Annotated in this window: 13 protein-coding genes; 5 read left to right on the top strand and 8 right to left on the bottom strand. The window is 59.6% G+C overall.

The annotated features are described in order from the left end of the window. Positions 1–158 precede the first annotated feature (158 nt). Positions 159–1532 carry a DUF2599 domain-containing protein gene (locus tag KVQ82_RS23350; RefSeq protein ID WP_222016113.1) on the top strand — a complete coding sequence of 458 codons (1374 nt, stop codon included), beginning with the start codon at positions 159–161 and terminating at the stop codon, positions 1530–1532. 30 nt (positions 1533–1562) lie between these two features. After that, entirely contained in the window at positions 1563–2801 is a 1239-nt protein-coding gene (locus KVQ82_RS23345; protein WP_222016111.1) for a DUF2599 domain-containing protein, read from the top strand. A gap of 158 nt (positions 2802–2959) precedes the next feature. Here KVQ82_RS23345 and KVQ82_RS23340 read toward each other — a convergent pair whose 3' ends face one another. The 5 genes from KVQ82_RS23340 to KVQ82_RS23320 all read right to left on the bottom strand — a co-directional run bounded on the left by KVQ82_RS23340 (position 2960) and on the right by KVQ82_RS23320 (position 7960). Beyond that, positions 2960–3661 carry an ABC transporter ATP-binding protein gene (locus KVQ82_RS23340; protein WP_003222380.1) on the bottom strand — a complete coding sequence of 234 codons (702 nt, stop codon included), beginning with the start codon at positions 3659–3661 and terminating at the stop codon, positions 2960–2962. Next, the gene (gene livG, locus KVQ82_RS23335; protein WP_007969480.1) at positions 3662–4429 is read right to left on the bottom strand and encodes a high-affinity branched-chain amino acid ABC transporter ATP-binding protein LivG; all 768 of its coding nucleotides are present in this window, start codon (positions 4427–4429) and stop codon (positions 3662–3664) included. It lies immediately after the preceding gene. Continuing rightward, positions 4426–5682: a high-affinity branched-chain amino acid ABC transporter permease LivM gene (locus tag KVQ82_RS23330; RefSeq protein ID WP_047292126.1), complete on the bottom strand. Its 1257-nt coding sequence runs from the start codon at positions 5680–5682 to the stop codon at positions 4426–4428. Before KVQ82_RS23330 ends, livG begins: the two co-directional genes overlap by 4 nt. Then, positions 5679–6602, bottom strand: a complete 924-nt coding sequence (gene livH / locus KVQ82_RS23325) for a high-affinity branched-chain amino acid ABC transporter permease LivH (RefSeq protein ID WP_027614381.1) — start codon at positions 6600–6602, stop codon at positions 5679–5681. Before livH ends, KVQ82_RS23330 begins: the two co-directional genes overlap by 4 nt. 230 nt (positions 6603–6832) lie before the next feature. Then, positions 6833–7960 (bottom strand): branched-chain amino acid ABC transporter substrate-binding protein, encoded by a 1128-nt coding sequence (locus KVQ82_RS23320; RefSeq protein ID WP_047292128.1) that lies wholly within the window; start codon positions 7958–7960, stop codon positions 6833–6835. Between the two features lie 351 nt (positions 7961–8311). Here KVQ82_RS23320 and KVQ82_RS23315 point away from each other — a divergent pair, with 351 nt between their 5' ends. After that, positions 8312–8617: a DUF2288 domain-containing protein gene (locus KVQ82_RS23315; RefSeq protein WP_123586963.1), complete on the top strand. Its 306-nt coding sequence runs from the start codon at positions 8312–8314 to the stop codon at positions 8615–8617. A 295-nt stretch (positions 8618–8912) separates the two neighbouring features. On the opposite strand, the gene KVQ82_RS23310 is transcribed toward KVQ82_RS23315, so the two are convergent. Then, positions 8913–11111, bottom strand: coding sequence for a hypothetical protein (locus KVQ82_RS23310; RefSeq protein ID WP_222016109.1), 2199 nt, complete (start codon positions 11109–11111; stop codon positions 8913–8915). A 197-nt stretch (positions 11112–11308) separates the two neighbouring features. Between KVQ82_RS23310 and KVQ82_RS23305 the strand changes: the two genes are divergently transcribed. Continuing rightward, positions 11309–12205 (top strand): NAD(P)-dependent oxidoreductase, encoded by an 897-nt coding sequence (locus tag KVQ82_RS23305; RefSeq protein WP_161794905.1) that lies wholly within the window; start codon positions 11309–11311, stop codon positions 12203–12205. Here the strand turns inward: KVQ82_RS23305 and KVQ82_RS23300 are convergent. Next, positions 12096–14378 (bottom strand): bifunctional diguanylate cyclase/phosphodiesterase, encoded by a 2283-nt coding sequence (locus KVQ82_RS23300; RefSeq protein WP_222016107.1) that lies wholly within the window; start codon positions 14376–14378, stop codon positions 12096–12098. The two genes, KVQ82_RS23305 and KVQ82_RS23300, sit on opposite strands and share 110 nt — an antisense overlap. 147 nt (positions 14379–14525) lie before the next feature. Continuing rightward, entirely contained in the window at positions 14526–14894 is a 369-nt protein-coding gene (locus KVQ82_RS23295) for a YkgJ family cysteine cluster protein (protein WP_041070557.1), read from the bottom strand. Positions 14895–15195: 301 nt separating this feature from the next. Between KVQ82_RS23295 and KVQ82_RS23290 the strand changes: the two genes are divergently transcribed. After that, positions 15196–16545, top strand: coding sequence for an MFS transporter (locus KVQ82_RS23290; RefSeq protein WP_222016105.1), 1350 nt, complete (start codon positions 15196–15198; stop codon positions 16543–16545). The last annotated feature ends 121 nt before the right edge of the window (positions 16546–16666 follow it).

Below are 16666 nucleotides of genomic sequence, written 5' to 3'. Positions count from 1 at the left end.
CTAGAGAACGCCCATGGCGATGCGTTACAGCGCCACCGAAATTTTTCAGAAAAAAATGCAAAACCCTGTAGGAGCTGCCGCAGGGGATTTCTGTGGTTGCGCGTCTATAGTCATTGCAACGGCCCCTGTCACAGGCCGATTTACCAGGACGGTATCTCATGACGAAGGATCGCTCAGCCCGCGCTGTGCTATTGCGCACGGCTTCATCTTTTACGCTCGCCTGCACGCTGCCCCTGCTGTCTGGCACGGTTTGCGCGCAGACGCAGATTGATCCGCTGGACACGCTCAAGCGCATCAATCACAACTACAACACCCTCAAGGACAGCTGTCAGGAACCGGATACCGGCGCCGCGCGCGGGCTGTATTACTGCAGCGGCGTGACCCTGCGCATGGTCAATGACGGGCCCTTCAATCCGTGGGATTACAGCCCTTATGCAATCAAGATCGGCGCGACGTCCTACTCGTGGATTCGCAAGGATCTGAGCACGCGCATTCTCATTCACCCGGCCGGTTTCATCCTGCGCACACCCACCGATGCAGCGGCGCTGAAGCTGCCGGTCAAGGAGCAAGGCTTCACCTGCATCTATGCGTTTGATGGCGGTACCGGGCCGGAGCGCAAGTGGTATGGCTGCGGCTTCTTCGACAGCCGCGAACCGCCGCGTGCGGCGCAAGGCACGCTGAACAACCGCAATGCCGCACTGGCCTACGGCACTTGTGCCGAGGCGGGTGTCACCACCGCCGAGCAGTGGACGCAGAAATACACCGGGCTGATGAAGGGGCCGATCCAGTACAGCCAATGTTCGTGGAACGCGGAAAAACCCAGCGACTGGCACGCGATGATCCGCGTGCATGAGTCGCGCCCGAACACCACCAACAGGGACCCCTTTGCCTTCAGTGCCCAGGTCAACGAGTTCATGTTGAAGAACGCCACCGCGAGCAACGACGGCAGCGAAAACATGAAGTACATCGATGCCTTTATCTACAACGTCAACAGCACGCAGAACTTCGCCACTCGCGGAGATCAGGCGCCACCGAAACCGGAGAACGGCTTGAACAGCGCGCGCAATTTCCAGAAAAAACTTCAGGCCCAGGGCTACAGCGTGCCGATCCTGCGCCTGGATTTCACCCAGCCTGCGGAGCGGCGTTTCAGCTATGTCGCCGCCGATCAGGCGATCGCCGAGATGGTGGTGGGTGGCGCCCCGGCGCCGCAATACATCGCCTCCGCCAACTGGGTCAAACGTTACGATCCCGGCACCCGCAAGGATGAATGGAGCCTGAGCGTTGTGCCCACGGCAGCGGGGCGCGCCTTGCCCGGTGAGCAGGTCGACGCTCTTTACGATCAGTTGTTCGCCCTCAAGGGGCCGGACAGCAACTGGCGCGACAACGAAAAGTCCGCTGGCAGCATGCGTCAGCAACTGCGCTGCGTGCTGGTCAATTACCGCAACAAGACGCCATGGAACCTGGAACCGTTCCGGCCGGCGTTGTCGGACAGCGAGACTCGCGCCGCGGGTTGCAACCCGGTCCCGCGTTGAGTGTGTTGGCTAATCAAGGAGATGCAAGCCATGAAGAAACGTTTGAACAGGATCGCCCCGTTGCTCGTGTTGCCGCTGTTGGTGCATGCGGCATGGGCCAATGCCGAGTCATGCGACGAGACGCTGAGGAAGGTGGAAAAGCTCTATAACAATACCGTCGACAGTTGCGGGCAGGACCCCGCATCGGACTGCTCGGGGCTGCTGGTGCGCGGCACGCACCGGGCCGATCCGGCCAAGGGGCAAAAGTGGGACGTGTGGAACCCCAGTCCGAAAGCCGTGGAGCTGGGCACGTTTGCCGCCTCGTTCATGCGCGCCGACGGCATCAGTTATGAAGACCCTGGCATGAGCACGCAGAACGGCTACCTGATTACGCCCCGGGATCTGGTGAAAGACCCCGAGACGCCGGTGCATGTCTATTGCGCGTTTCCCAACGATGCCTGGACCGACTTTCGCAACGATCGTGGCTGTGGCGACAACAAGAACACTGCCCCGACCGAGGCAGTCTGCCAGGCCATGAAGCCACCTATCACGAGTCCGAATGCCTGGGTGGCGCACTTCACCCAGTACAACAACAATCGCCAGCAGGACCAGTTACAGTGCGGTTTCAACATGCGCAATCCGATGAGCAGCAAGGAGCGGGTCGACGCCTTCCGCAATTTCATGGGCGCGCGCAAAGTCATCAACAGCCGTGAGTTTCAGACTCAGACGGAGCTGCGCCTGGGCAATCCGAAAACCGATGAACTGCCGATTCTGGCGTTTTTCTACAGCGATCAGCGCGGCTTGAATGATGCCTTGGCCAATCAAAAGGATTACAAGGCCAAGACCGGCAAGGATCGCAACATCATCAAGATCGACTTCCCGAGAACGCCGGTGGCCAAGGCCTCTTTCTCGTGCATCCAGACCTCGACCCCGACAGAACCGAAATTCTGCGACAAGTACATCGAGTCCAGCACCTGGGTACAACGTCCCGATCCGAAACTGGGGCCGAAGACCTGGTCGCTCTCGGTAGTGCCGACCGCGTGCGGGCGGGCAATCAAGGACGACCAGACCGACCGGATGTTTGCCGAGCTGTACAACAAGCACAAGGACGATGCGCAATGGCGCGAGTACAGCGTCAATGGCGGGTCGTTGCGGCGGCAGATGGTTTGTCATCTGGCGGCAACCTACGAGGGCAAGCCAGTGCGCAACAAGCCTGAGTGGAACCTTGAACCGGCCCGGCCGTATGTCGATCAGGCGACGGCGGTGGCGCAGTACTGCAACCCGTACTGACATCGCTTCCCTGTAGGAGCTGCCGCAGGCTGCGATCTTTTGATCTTGCTTCTAAAAGGCAAAGTCAAAAGATCGCAGCCTGCGGCAGCTCCTACACGGGGGATGTGTGAGGTATAAAAAAACGGCCCGAAGGCCGTTTTTCTGTTCAGCGAAAAGCCTCAACCGCCGAGGTACGCCTCGCGCACTTTCGGGTCGGTGAGCAGCGCTTCACCGGTACCTTGCATGACCACGCGGCCGTTCTCCAGAACATACGCACGGTCGGCGATTTTCAGCGCCTGGTTGGCGTTCTGCTCGACCAGGAACACCGTTACACCGTCCTTGCGCAGTTGTTCGATGATGTCGAAGATCTGCTGGATGATGATCGGTGCCAGGCCCAGCGATGGCTCGTCGAGCAGCAGCAGTTTCGGCTTGCTCATCAGCGCGCGGCCGATGGCGAGCATTTGCTGTTCGCCGCCGGACATGGTGCCGCCGCGCTGGTTGAAGCGTTCTTTCAGGCGCGGGAACAGGCCGAGGACCTTGTCCATCTGCTCCTGATAGTCGCCCTTGTCGGTGAAGAAACCGCCCATCGACAGGTTCTCTTCAACGGTCAGACGGGCGAACACCCGACGACCTTCCGGCACCACGGCGATGCTCTTGCGCATGATCTGCGACGAGTCCTGGCCGACCAGTTCCTCACCCATGTAGCGGATGCTGCCGCTGTGCGCCTGCGGCGAACCGCAGAGCGTCATCAGCAGCGTGGACTTGCCGGCACCGTTGGCGCCGATCAGGGTCACGATCTCGCCCTGACGGACTTCGACGTTGACGCTGTGCAGGGCCTGGATCTTGCCGTAGAAGGTGGAAACGTTTTCGAACTGCAGCATTTACGCTTCCCCCAGGTAGGCTTTGATCACTTCAGGATTGTCGCGGATCTGTTCCGGCGTGCCATCGGCCAGCGGCGTGCCCTGGTTGATCACGACGATGTGGTCGGAAATGCTCATGACCAGTTTCATGTCGTGTTCGATCAGCAGCACGGTCACGTTGTGCTCTTCACGCAGCACGCTGATCAGCGCCTTGAGGTCTTCGGTTTCCTTCGGGTTCAGGCCGGCGGCCGGTTCGTCGAGCATGAGGATCCGCGGACGGGTCATCATGCAGCGGGCGATTTCCAGGCGCCGTTGCTGACCGTAGGCCAGGGTGCCGGCGGTACGGTTGGCGAACTCTTTCAGGTTGACCTTTTCCAGCCAGTACTCGGCATATTCCATGGCCTCGCGTTCGCTCTTGCGGAACGCCGGGGTCTTGAACAGGCCGGACAGGAAGTTGGTGTTCAGGTGACGGTGCTGCGCGATCAACAGGTTCTCGACCGCCGTCATGTCCTTGAACAGCCGCACGTTCTGGAAGGTGCGGACCACGCCCTTGAGGGCGATTTTGTGCCCCGGCAGACCCTGGATGGGCTCGCCGTCGAGCAGGATGCTGCCGCCCGATGGCTGGTAGAAACCGGTCAGGCAGTTGAACACGGTGGTCTTGCCCGCGCCGTTCGGCCCGATCAGCGCCACCACTTGCTTCTCCTTGACGGTCAGGGCCACGCCATTGACCGCCAGCAAGCCGCCGAAGCGCATGCTCAGGTTTTCGACTTTCAGGATCTCGCGGCTCATTTTCGCAACTCCATGTGTGGGCGTTGCATCGGCAGCAGACCTTGTGGACGCCAGATCATCATCAACACCATCAGCGCGCCGAACATCAACATCCGGTATTCGCTGAATTCACGCATCATTTCCGGCAACAGGATCATCACCACGGCCGCGAGAATCACGCCCAGCTGCGAGCCCATGCCACCCAGCACAACGATGGCGAGGATGATCGCCGACTCGATGAAGGTGAACGACTCCGGTGTCACCAGACCCTGACGGGCGGCGAAGAAGCTGCCGGCGAAACCGGCGAAGCTCGCGCCCAGGGTGAACGCCGACAGTTTGATCACGGTCGGGTTGAGGCCAAGTGCGCGGCAGGCGATTTCGTCTTCACGCAGCGCTTCCCACGCACGGCCGATCGGCATGCGCAGCAGACGGTTGATGATGAACAGCGCCGCCAGTGCCAGCAATAGAGCAACCAGGTACAGGAAAATCACCTTGTTGATCGAGTTGTATTCGAGGCCGAAGTACTCATGGAAGGTTTGCAGGCCTTCCGCCGCTTTGCGTTCGAAGGTCAGGCCGAAGAACGTCGGTTTCTCGATGTTGCTGATGCCGTTCGGACCACCGGTGATATCGGTCAGGTTACGCAGGAACAGACGAATGATTTCGCCGAAACCGAGGGTCACGATCGCTAGATAGTCACCGCGCAGACGCAACACGGGGAAGCCCAGCAGGAAGCCGAACGTCGCCGCCATCAGGCCGGCAATCGGCAGGCAGATCCAGAAGCTCAGGCCGTAGTAGTGCGACAGCAGCGCGTAGCTGTAGGCGCCGACGGCGTAGAAACCGACGTAACCCAGATCGAGCAGGCCGGCCAGGCCCACCACGATGTTCAGGCCGAGGCCGAGCATCACGTAGATCAGGATCAGCGTGGCGATGTCCACCGCGCCACGCGAGCCGAAGAACGGCCACACCAGCGCACCCAGAATCAGCGCAATGATGATGTAGCGTTGCGTGGTCGGCAGGGTCAGGAAGTTGCTGGCCTTGGCCGGGATCAACGGCAGGCCCGGCGAGGATTTCCACGCCTTGCTGATCTGCTGGTTGAACAGCACCCGCAGGAACATCAACACCGAGCAGATGGCGATGGTCGCCAAAATGGCCGGGCTGGTGCCGTGCACTTCGAGGTTGATGCCGACGATGGTCAGTTTCAGACCGAGTACCGGGTAGGCCACGGCCCACACCAGCAAGGCACTGAACAGTGCCTGTTTAAGATTCCTAGTCATACTTTCTCAACCTCCGGACGGCCCAGAATGCCGGTCGGACGGAACAACAGCACCAGAACCAACAAGCCGAAAGCCACGACGTCCTTGTACTGGTCGCCAAAGATATCGGCGCCAAAGGCTTCCGCCACCCCAAGCACCAGCCCGCCGAGCATGGCGCCGGGGATGCTGCCGATCCCGCCGAGTACCGCAGCGGTGAAGGCCTTGAGGCCGACGAGGAAACCGGCGTTGGGGTTGATCACGCCGTACTGCATGCTCAGCAGCACAGCCGCAACGGCCGCCAGCGCAGCACCGATGACGAAGGTCAGGGCGATGATGTTGTTGGTGTTGATGCCCAGCAGGTTGGCCATCTTGATGTCTTCGGCGCAGGCGCGGCAGGCGCGACCCAGGCGAGAGCGGGAGATGAACAGCGTGAGGCCGAGCATGGCGACCAGGGTCACCACGAACACCACGATTTGCATGTAGGAAATCAGCACTTCATGTGCGCCACCTGGCCCGATGGAGAAGTTGCCGGGGATCAGGTTGGGGATGGATTTGTCCTTGGAGTCTTGCGCGAGCAGAACCGTGTTCTGCAGGAAGATCGACATACCGATCGCGGAAATCAGCGGGATCAGACGGTTGCTGCCGCGCAGAGGGCGGTAGGCGATCCGTTCGATGCTGTAACCGTAGGAACTGGTGACGACGATGCTCGCGATGAACGCGGCGGTCATCAACAGCGGGACGTTGTCGATTCCCATCATGGCCAGCCCGGCGATGGCGATGAACGCCACGTACGAACCGATCATGTACACCTCGCCGTGGGCGAAGTTGATCATTCCAATGATGCCGTAAACCATCGTATAGCCGATGGCGATCAGGGCATACGTGCTGCCAATGGTCAGGCCATTAACCAGCTGTTGGAAGAAGTGATAGATGTCAGGCATTACAACGCTCCTAAAAACCTGATACGCATTTCACTGGTGGAGTCATTTTCCCGCCCGGCCCCGTGGATCTTTATCCACTTCGAATCCGGGTTTTGCCAGCGAACCGCTGATGACGGTTTTGAGATTTTCAGGTGGGGAGACTGGCGGATCACGCCAGCGCGGCCCATACATTCGTAAAACAAAGCCCACGGCACGCCGTGGGCTTTATTGGCAGTCAGTCAGGGCGCGCCTTACTGAGGCGAAACTTCAGTTTTCGGTTTGCCGAAGTGCCACTCGTAAACCACAAATTTGAAGTCCTTCAGGTCGCCCTTGGCGTCGAAGCTCAGGTCGCCGGTAGGGGTCTTGAAGGTGCCGGCGTGAATGGCTTCGGCCACTTTGGCCGCGTCTTCGGATTTGGCTGCCTTGATGCCTTCGGCAATCACTTCAACCGCCGAGTAGGAAGGGAACACGAACGGGCCGCTCGGGTCTTCTTTCTTCGCCTTGAAGGCATCTGCCAGGGCAACGTTGGCCGGATCCTGGTCGAAGGATTTCGGCAGGGTCACCAGCAGGCCTTCGGAGGACTCTTTGGCGATCTGCGAAATGGAGTCGTTACCCACGCCTTCCGGACCCATGAACTTGGCTTTCAGGCCTTTTTCCTGGGATTGACGCAGGATCAGACCCAGTTCCGGGTGGTAGCCGCCGTAGTAAACGAAGTCGACGTTGGCTTGTTTGAGCTTGGCGATCATCGAGGAGAAGTCTTTGTCGCCGGCGTTGACGCCTTCGAACACGGCGACTTTCACGCCTTTCTTCTCAAGAGTCGCCTTGACGGCGGTGGCGATGCCTTCACCGTATTGCTGTTTGTCGTGCAGTACGGCAACGATTTTCGGCTTCACGTGATCGGCAATGTAGTTACCGGCGGCAGGGCCCTGGGCGCTGTCCAGACCGATGGTGCGGAAGACCATTTTGTAACCACGGGCGGTGATGTCCGGGCTGGTGGCAGCCGGGGTGATCATCACCACGCCTTCGTCTTCGTAGATGTCCGAAGCAGGCTGAGTGGAGCTGGAGCACAGGTGACCAACCACGAACTTGACGCCGTCGTTGACGACCTTGTTCGCGACCGCTACGGCTTGTTTCGGATCGCACGCGTCATCGTATTCAACGGCTTCGAGTTTCTTGCCGTCGACGCCGCCCTTGGCGTTGATCTGCTCGATGGCCATTTTCGCGCCACTGAACTGCATGTCGCCGTATTGGGCTACAGGACCGGTTTTAGGGCCGGCGATACCGATCTTGATGGTGTCAGCGGCGAACGAATGGCTGGCAACCCCGGCCAGAACCATAGCGGCAAACAGTTTGGAAATCTGCTTAGTAGCCTTAGTCATAGTGCTCCACTCTTACTGTTGTAATTTTTTTGAGTTCTGGCGCCGTAGCAGCAGAACCGGGTCAGATATCTTGGCGATACCCTCCGGAAATGCCCCCGGCAACTGTACCGGTACAGTGTAGAGCGCCGGTTGTTGGCCTGGGAAGCAGGCGCCGAGGGACAAAACTTGGGGGTGTCGCATTTTTGAATGAAAAAGACAGAATTGCGGCGGGGCTTTCGCGGGCATATATCCCAAACACCAGCATTCCTTGGCGTTCCTGCTCTTTTCGTTCGGTGAAGCCATTTGCAACCGGGTTTTTCTGCCGGACCACCGACGTTATCATTCGCGTCGATTTCTTTTCCGGACAGTCCCATGAATCAAGAACCTAGCACCCTCTATGCCAAGCTGCTTGGTGAAACAGCATCTATTACCTGGAAAGAGCTGGAGCCGTTCTTTGCCAAGGGTGCCCTATTGTGGGTCGACCCGGCTCTGGATTTGATCGCCGCCGCCGAGGCCGTGGCCTCGGATGATGGCGAGAAAGTCGCCGCCTGGCTGGCCGAAGACAAGGTCGCCAAGCTGTCTGAAACGCGGGCGCTGGATATTTTCGAGCGTGATCCACAGCTGTGGGCGGTGGTGGTGAGTCCGTGGATTCTGATCCAGGAAAGGGCGGCCATTTGAGACTGGGCACCTTTATGGTGCGCCTGGCCAGCAGCGAAAAGTGTGTAGCCGAGTAGCGTGATGGCACGTTGCCGTAGAGAAAGGCCACAAGCGTGGGTGGCCTCACGGTGACGTAAACGTAACGGGAACAGTTTATTGAGCAGCCGGAGGGCTGCTTAATTGTTTCTGGATGTTGGAAGGGCTGCAATCTGCAGTGAATGTGCCGGCCCCTTCGCGAGCAAGCTCGCTCCCACAGGGGAACGCATTTCAAATGTGGGAGCGAGCCTGCTCGCGAAGGGAGCGACTCGGTCTTCTATCAGACCGAGTAAGTCTTCCCGGTATGGTTATTCAGGGAAATAACCTTGGTCTTGCCGATCCGGTGACGGTAGATCTCGCGCAGGTACTTGATCGACTTCTTCACGCAATCGCGCGACAGGCGAATGTCGTTGATCGAAACAAACTTGTCCTTGTCGTTGATCAGCTCGCGGTACTTCTTCTCGTACATCGGCTTGATCGCGTACCAGTTGGTGTCGAGGATCTTCGCCGGGTTTTCGAACTCGTTGAGCAGGTCGTCGATGCGGTCTTCGTCGAACTCTTCATTAATGATGAAGTCGAGGATCGAGTTGTCCAGGGTCTCGTCGAAACGGTACGGGGTCTTGGCGAAGCAACGCTTGATGAACGCCACGATCAGGGTCAGGAAGTCGTCCGACAGGCACGGACTCTTGGCGATCAGGGTGGTCAGCGACAGGTTGGCCGACGCACCGATCACCAGCGCATAACGCTTGAGTGTGGTGTTGGGGAACAGGCTGTTGAGGTGGGTCTTCAACCGGTTCAGATCCATGTAGGACAGCTTGTAGTCTTTCGGCAACGAAACGATCGACACCACCGACGAGCAGTTCTTGAAGAAGTGCAGGTCGTGCAGCGCGGCGGCGTCGTAGCCGGAATTCTTGTACTGCTCCAGCGACGCGCGATAGCGCTTGGATTCGATTGGCAGCAGGCTGATGCCTTCGATCGCTTGGGTGACCTTGTTGAAGTGCGGCAGGTCGATCGAGCGGAAGAACAGATCGTCGATGTTCAGGCGCTGCGGCTCTTTGTCGAATACCTTGAACTTGTCGCTGCTCGGCGGCGGGGTTTCCGGCACCACCGATTCGGCGTAGGCAATCGCCACCGGGCCGGCCAGGCTCATGAACAAGTCGTTGGCATCCAGGCGAATTGTTTCGCCGATGTCGATGCCGGCGCGACGGAAGTAGTTCTGGTCGTAGTCGGTGGTCACCGCCTGCGCCGTCAGAATGTTGAAGATCTGCTGGGAGATGTACTGGTTGGCGTGCTTCTCCATCGCATTGACATCAATGTTCTGGATGTTGCCGTCATCGCTCTCTTCGGCGTAACGCATGATGTCGTTGGAGATCAGCATCATCGCGTTCCAAGGACGAATACGGCCCATGACGCTGGCTTCGCTGCTGTCTTCATTGGCGAAGTTGTAGGAGAAATCCCATTCTTCCGACAGGTATTTGCACAGCAGGCGGCCGGCGTTGATGTGCAGCGCCTCGGACATTTCGCTGCGGTGATCGGAAATGTTCGGCAGCACGCAGATGCCGCTGGTGAAGATCGGCTCGAACACGAACGAATGCCCGCTCTTGCCGTCATGTTCGTCCATCGGCTTGGTGTCGAACGTCTTGTTCATGTACGAGTGCTGCTGGGCCAGGCCGAACTCCGAAGCCATGCCCGAACCGGTACCGCCGCCGGCACTGAAGATCGAGAAGTACAGGCGCGACTGGTTGGCCTTGATGCCGCAGCTGTCGATCAGGTACGAGTGGATCATTTTCCAGTCAGGGCTGGAGAAACGCTGGGTGTCCTTGTTGAGGATGATCTTGGCCAGGTATTGACCGAGGATCGGCGCGTTACCGGCGCCACCGGCATGGACTTCGGACAAATCCATGATCTTCATTTTGCTGTAGTCACGCAGAAAGCCGCTTTTCTCGCCCTTGCGCGAGAACCGGATGCGCCCGGCGATGTCCTTGTCGAGGTCGCCGAGCATCACCAGCGGTTCGACCAGGAACACCGGTTTGCTCGACTTGTTCGGGCCGATCCGCAGATTCTGCTTGATCCACTGGGCCGGGCTGTAGCCCTTGTCGGCCAGACGCCGGTCAGCGGCGCGGTCTTCGTTGTTGAATTCGTTGAGGTAGAACTTGCGCGCGTTGTACACCAGCTCCGCGACGTCGAGGGCGATGTTCGAGCCGCAGCGACCGAGGCCGATCAGGCATACCGACGGGAATTCCTGGTCGTTGTGCTGTTCGTTGTCGCCTTCCAGATGCGGCGGGCGCGGGAACACTAGATCGCGCAGCCCGTCCAGGTTGTCGAGGATGCGGTCGGTGTTGGTTTCGGTGTAATACAGATATTGCTGAGTGCCCAGCGGGCGCGAAGGAGGCAATGGCTTCATCGGAGCCGGGCTGTTCGCCGCAGGGCTCAGGGGCAGATCGGATACCGCAGTGGCCGGATTGTTTTTAGAAGTCATTGTGCGCCATATACCTGGACAGGGTTGGCTCGGCGACCGTTGTCATCGAGCCTCACGGAAAGAGGATCTCGCGTCTTTGACTGCGCGTATTTGGCCCGGGCGTCAGGGGCTTGGCCTGATCGTCGCGCGGGGGAATCCTTTCCTGATCGTTCATGAATCGGCCATTATTCGGTGATCTTTAATCGAAAAGAGGCAAAATGATGTCAACGCTACCTTCGTTGGGCTTTGCCGGAATCGGCCTGATGGGCTTGCCGATGTGCCACCGTTTGCTGGCGGCGGGCTACCCGTTGACCGTGTGGAACCGCAACCCGGCCAAGTGCGCGCCCCTGGTTGAAGCTGGCGCCCGGCAGGTGGCGACTCCAGCCGAGCTGTGCGAACACGCGGACGTGGTGATGCTGTGTCTGGCCGATACGGCGGTGGTGCGCGAGGTGGTGTTTGGCACTGGCGGCGTTGTTGAAGGTGCGAAAAACGGCCAGTTGCTGGTGGACTTCTCCAGCCTCGAACCGACGGCTACGCGCGAGATGGCCGCCGACCTGGCAGGCAGAACCGGCATGGCCTGGCTTGATTCACCGGTGTCCGGCGGCGTGGTCGGTGCCGAGGCGGGCAGTCTGGCGATCATGGTAGGTGGTGCGGTGACGGATCTGGATCGGGTGCGCCCGGTGCTGCTCAGCCTCGGTCAGCGTGTCACGCACATGGGGGGCATCGGCGCCGGGCAGGTGACCAAGGCCTGCAACCAGATGATTGTTGCCTGCAACGCGTTGGTGATTGCCGAAGTGGTGGCGCTGGCCGAGCAGGCCGGAGTCGATGCGCGCCTGATTGCCGAGGCGCTGGCCGGTGGTTTTGCCGATTCGAAACCGCTGCAGATCCTCGCCCCGCAAATGGCCGAAAGCCGTTTTGAACCGGTGAAATGGCACGTGCGCACGTTGCTCAAGGATCTCGATACGGCGGTGAAATTCTCCCGCGAACAAGGCTCGGCTACGCCGATCAGCGGATTGGCCGCACAACTGATGCGCTTGCATGGGGCGCAGGGTTTTTTGCAGAAGGATCCAGCGACTCTGGTACACATGTACCGCGCGCCAGACTCAGTGGATTGACCGCATGCGCGTGTTTGCGCTGATTGATTTCCTCGAGCACCGGACGGAGTTCATCCAGTGGCACCGGGCGGCTGAGCAGATAACCCTGAATGAAGTCGCAGCCCGAACGTTCGAGAAACTCGTATTGCTCCAGGCTTTCCACGCCTTCGGTCACCACCTGCAAGTGCAGGGTGTGGGCCATGACGATGATCGCCTGGACGATCTCCATGTCGGCGGTCGCCGCAGGAATGTCGAGAATGAACGAGCGGTCGATTTTCAGCGTATTGAGCGGCAGACGTTTGAGGTAGGCCAACGATGAGTATCCGGTGCCGAAGTCGTCGATCGACAGCGATACGCCGAGGGCCCGGATCTGCCGCAACAGCACCAGCGTGTTGGCGATGTTGCCCATCAGTGCGTTTTCGGTGACTTCCAGCTCCAGCCGTTCCGGCGCGACGCCAGCGCTGCGCAGTGCACTTTCGATTTCGTTGGCCAGTTCTTCCCGGGCGAGGTTGAGCGGTGAGCAGTTCCAGGCGATTTTCAGTTCGTTGCAGCCGTGGCGCGTCAGTTCGCCGAGGTCGGTGCAGGCGCGGCGAAGCACCCAGTTGTCCAGTTCGGCGATCAGGCCGTTGGTTTCGGCAATCGCGATGAAACGGTCCGGGGCCAGCAGGCCATGCACCGGATGCTGCCAGCGAATCAACGCTTCGAGTTTGGTCACCCGGCCGGTTTTCAGTTCGAAGATGGGTTGGTAATACAGCGTCAGCCCGTGGTCTTCACGCAAAGCCTGGCGCAGTTCTTCTTCCAGTTGCAGTTCGAGGCTGGCGCGGGTCTTCATGTTCGAACTGAAAAAATGCAGGCCGTTACGCCCGGCACCCTTGGACTGATACAACGCCAGATCGGCGTGCTTGAGCAGTTCTTCGCAGCTGGTGCCGTCGTTGGGGAACAGGCTGATACCGATGCTGGTGGTCATCACCATACGACGTCCGGCCAATTCGATCGGCTCCTTCATTTTCTGCATGATCCGTTGCGCCATGCTGCGCGCTTCCTCGCGGTCGTGCAGGCCGATCAGGATGCAGAACTCGTCACCGCCAAAGCGTGCGACCACGTCTTCATGGCTGCGCACCGAGCCTTTGATGTGGTTGGCGATGACTTTGAGCAGGGCGTCGCCGGCGTCATGGCCGAGGCTGTCGTTGATCCGCTTGAAGTGGTCGATGTCGAGAAACATCACCGCGAGCATGCCGCCTTCGCTGGTTTTCTGGCTGAGTTTCTCGGCGAAGATCTGGTTGAAACCGCGACGGTTGATCAGGTTGGTCAGGGCGTCGTAATTGGCCACTTGTTGCAGCGACATCCGAGCCTGATCGAGCTGGCTGAGCAGGGCATTGACTCGGCGCAGATCCTGCTCCTTGCTTTGCAGTTTCTTGTCGGCAAGTGCCGCGCTGATCGCGCTGCCGAGAATCAACAGTGTGATCAGCGCGATGGTCAGGCCCAGTTGCAGGTGATTGGTTTCGGCACTCAAGATGGGCGTGGCGCCTTCGGGCAACACCAGATGCAACGCGGCCATCCCGGTGAAATGCATGCTGATGATGCCGGCGCCGAGGATGATCGCGGCGGTGTATTTGAACAGTTGATGAAAACGCCCACTGCCTTCACGCAAGTAACCGGCGACCCACAGCGCGGCGAAACTGGCGCTGATCGCAATCACGATCGACAGGCAGAACAACAGCGGCTCGTAATAGGCGGTGGCCACCGAGTGCATCGCCGCCATGCCGACGTAATGCATGCCGGCGATGCCCAAGCCAATGACGATGGCGGTTTTCAGGTAATGCACCCGTGAGGGATGGGGCACGCTCAGGGTGTGCATCGCCAGCCACGAAGCGAGCAGGGCGATCACCAGGGAAAACAGGGTGGTGGCCAGTTCGTAATGGATTTCGACCGGTGTCTGGAACGCCAGCATGGCAATGAAGTGCATCGCCCAGATACCGCCGGCCAGGCAAGTGGCGCCGATCCAGCGCCAGACCCGTTGTGAGCCCGGGTCTTCGGCATGGCCGACCCGCTCGGCCATGTCGAGGGTGGCAAAACTCGCGGCGCAGGCGACCAGATAAGCCACCAGCACCAGCAAGGGATTGTGTGTGCAATCGAGAATGACCTGCCCGCCGTCCGGCAGCTCGGTAACAAACTGCAAACCAAGCCACTCCATAGCATCCCCGTCTCTGAAGTCGTCCCTTCTGCGTCAGAAACGCAGGCGAATGAGAGGAGTATAGAGGCCGTTTTTATCGTGCAAGCGATAGTGGCATATTGGCGCCAACCATTTCGGCATGAGCCTCATAGCGATTGGCGCTATGCGTCAGGCGCTCTGGTCGTAGGGGATCTGATTCCAGTCCTTCTCAAGGGGCGGCAAGCCGAAGCGGGCGCGGGCCTTGTCGCAATCAACATTCTGTTCGCCGTTCTCCCAGGACGATTCGAATTCGCGGCAGGGGCTGGAGCGCTGCTCATAAATCGAGCACTGCACCTGACTGCCCACCTCGCCGACCAACGCCGTACAACGCGGTGACTTGCAGTCGGTGCCGTTCATCGCCACCCGGCTGGGGCTGATCTGCGTCACCAGCTCATCGGGCACTGTGCCGCCGGAGGAGGCGCATTCACCCCAGAAAAAAGACACGCGAAAATGGGAACAGCAGGCACCGCAATTCAGACACGGACTGACTTCGGACATTAGGAGGGCATCAAAGGGGTTGATCGGCGAATCCGGACGGATCCGGCGGCTATTCTAGGCTTCGCCATGAACTTGGGAAGGGGGGCGCGAAAGTATTTTTTTGTAGCCGGGTTTTGCCGCTAAACCCCCGGTTTACGGGGGATTGCTGCGTTATCAAGGGCTTACGTTTCTTTACAGTGCCATGGCTCATTATCAGCTTGACGAATGATCACAGACAGCTACGCACCGCCTGTCTAGATTGCAGGTTCCGGGCTCGGATGCGTCGGCAGTGAAGCCCTCATAACAATAAAGAGACGGACCCATGCAGAACTCGACCCAAGCGGCGAATGCCTGGCGCATTCTGTTCCTGTTGTTCCTTGCCAACCTGTTCAACTTCTTCGACCGCACCATTCCGGCGATCATTATCGAGCCGATCCGCATGGAGTGGCACCTCAGTGACTTTCAACTGGGGATCGTCGGTACCGCGTTTACCCTGGTTTATGCGATTGCCGGTCTGCCGTTAGGCCGCATGGCCGACACTGGCTCGCGCAGCAAACTGATGGGCTGGGGCCTGGCGACCTGGAGCGCACTGACGGCGGTCAACGGTCTGGTTGGCAGTTTCTGGAGCTTTCTGCTGGTGCGCATGGGGATCGGCATTGGCGAAGCCAGTTATGCACCGGCCGCCAACTCGCTGATCGGCGACCTGTTCCCGGCGCACCGCCGGGCGCGGGCCATGGGCATTTTCATGCTCGGGCTGCCCTTGGGATTGTTGCTGGCGTTCTTCACCATCGGTGCGATGGTCAAGGCGTTCGACAGCTGGCGTGCGCCGTTCTTTATCGCGGCGGTGCCGGGGCTGATCCTCGCGGTATTCATGTTCTTCATCAAGGAACCCAAGCGCGGCGCGGCGGAAACCGTGCAGGTGTCCCAGGATAAAGTCGACAGACCGATCCGCCGTGTCCTCGCCGTGCCGACATTCCTGTGGCTGGTGATGGCAGGCTTGTGTTTCAACTTCGCCACCTATGCCTGCAACTCGTTTCTGGTGCCGATGCTGCAGCGGTATTTCCTGATGCCGTTGCAGGACGCGGCGGTGGCAACCGGGGTGATTGTGGGGATCACCGGGTTGATCGGCCTGACACTCGGCGGCTGGATCGCTGACAAGATTCATCAGCGAGTCGCCAACGGCCGGCTGCTGTTTGCCGGCTTCAGTCTGATCATCTCGACCCTGTGCACGGCGTGGGCGTTGCACGCCGGACGGGTCGAGATTGGCGTGTTCGTCGCGGTGTTCAGCGTCGGCTGGCTGTTTGCCTATAACTTCTACACCTGTGTGTACACGGCGATTCAGGACGTGGTTGAGCCGCGCCTGCGAGCGACGGCAATGGCGTTGTTCTTCGCCGGGCTGTACTTGCTCGGCGGCGGATTGGGGCCGGTGGTGGTGGGGGCCTTGTCCGATCACTTTGCCAAGTCGGCGATGCTTTCGGCGGGGGCTGAGCAGATGACCGAGGCGTTCAAGGCTGTCGGGCTGCATGACGCGATGTATCTGATTCCGGTGGCGCTGTTCTTGACCATGGTGTTTCTGTTTCTGGCCGCGCGGTGTTTTGTGCGGGATGCGCAGCGGATGAAGGAGGGGTTGGTGGCAGTGGTTGAGCCTGATGTTTCTGTGGCGACTGCATGATTGCTATCGCTGGCAAGCCAGCTCCCGCAGTGACCGAGTCACACGCATAATTTGTAGACACTCCAAACCCTGTGGGAGCTGGCTTGCCAGCGATGGGGCCATCAGAATCAGCTGATAAATA

It is taken from the genome of Pseudomonas sp. AO-1 (assembly GCF_019775695.1).
In the GTDB taxonomy this organism is placed as follows: domain Bacteria; phylum Pseudomonadota; class Gammaproteobacteria; order Pseudomonadales; family Pseudomonadaceae; genus Aquipseudomonas; species Aquipseudomonas parakoreensis.
The sequence above is the reverse complement of the archived record's forward strand: the minus strand, read 5'-3'. Positions and strand labels throughout refer to the sequence as shown.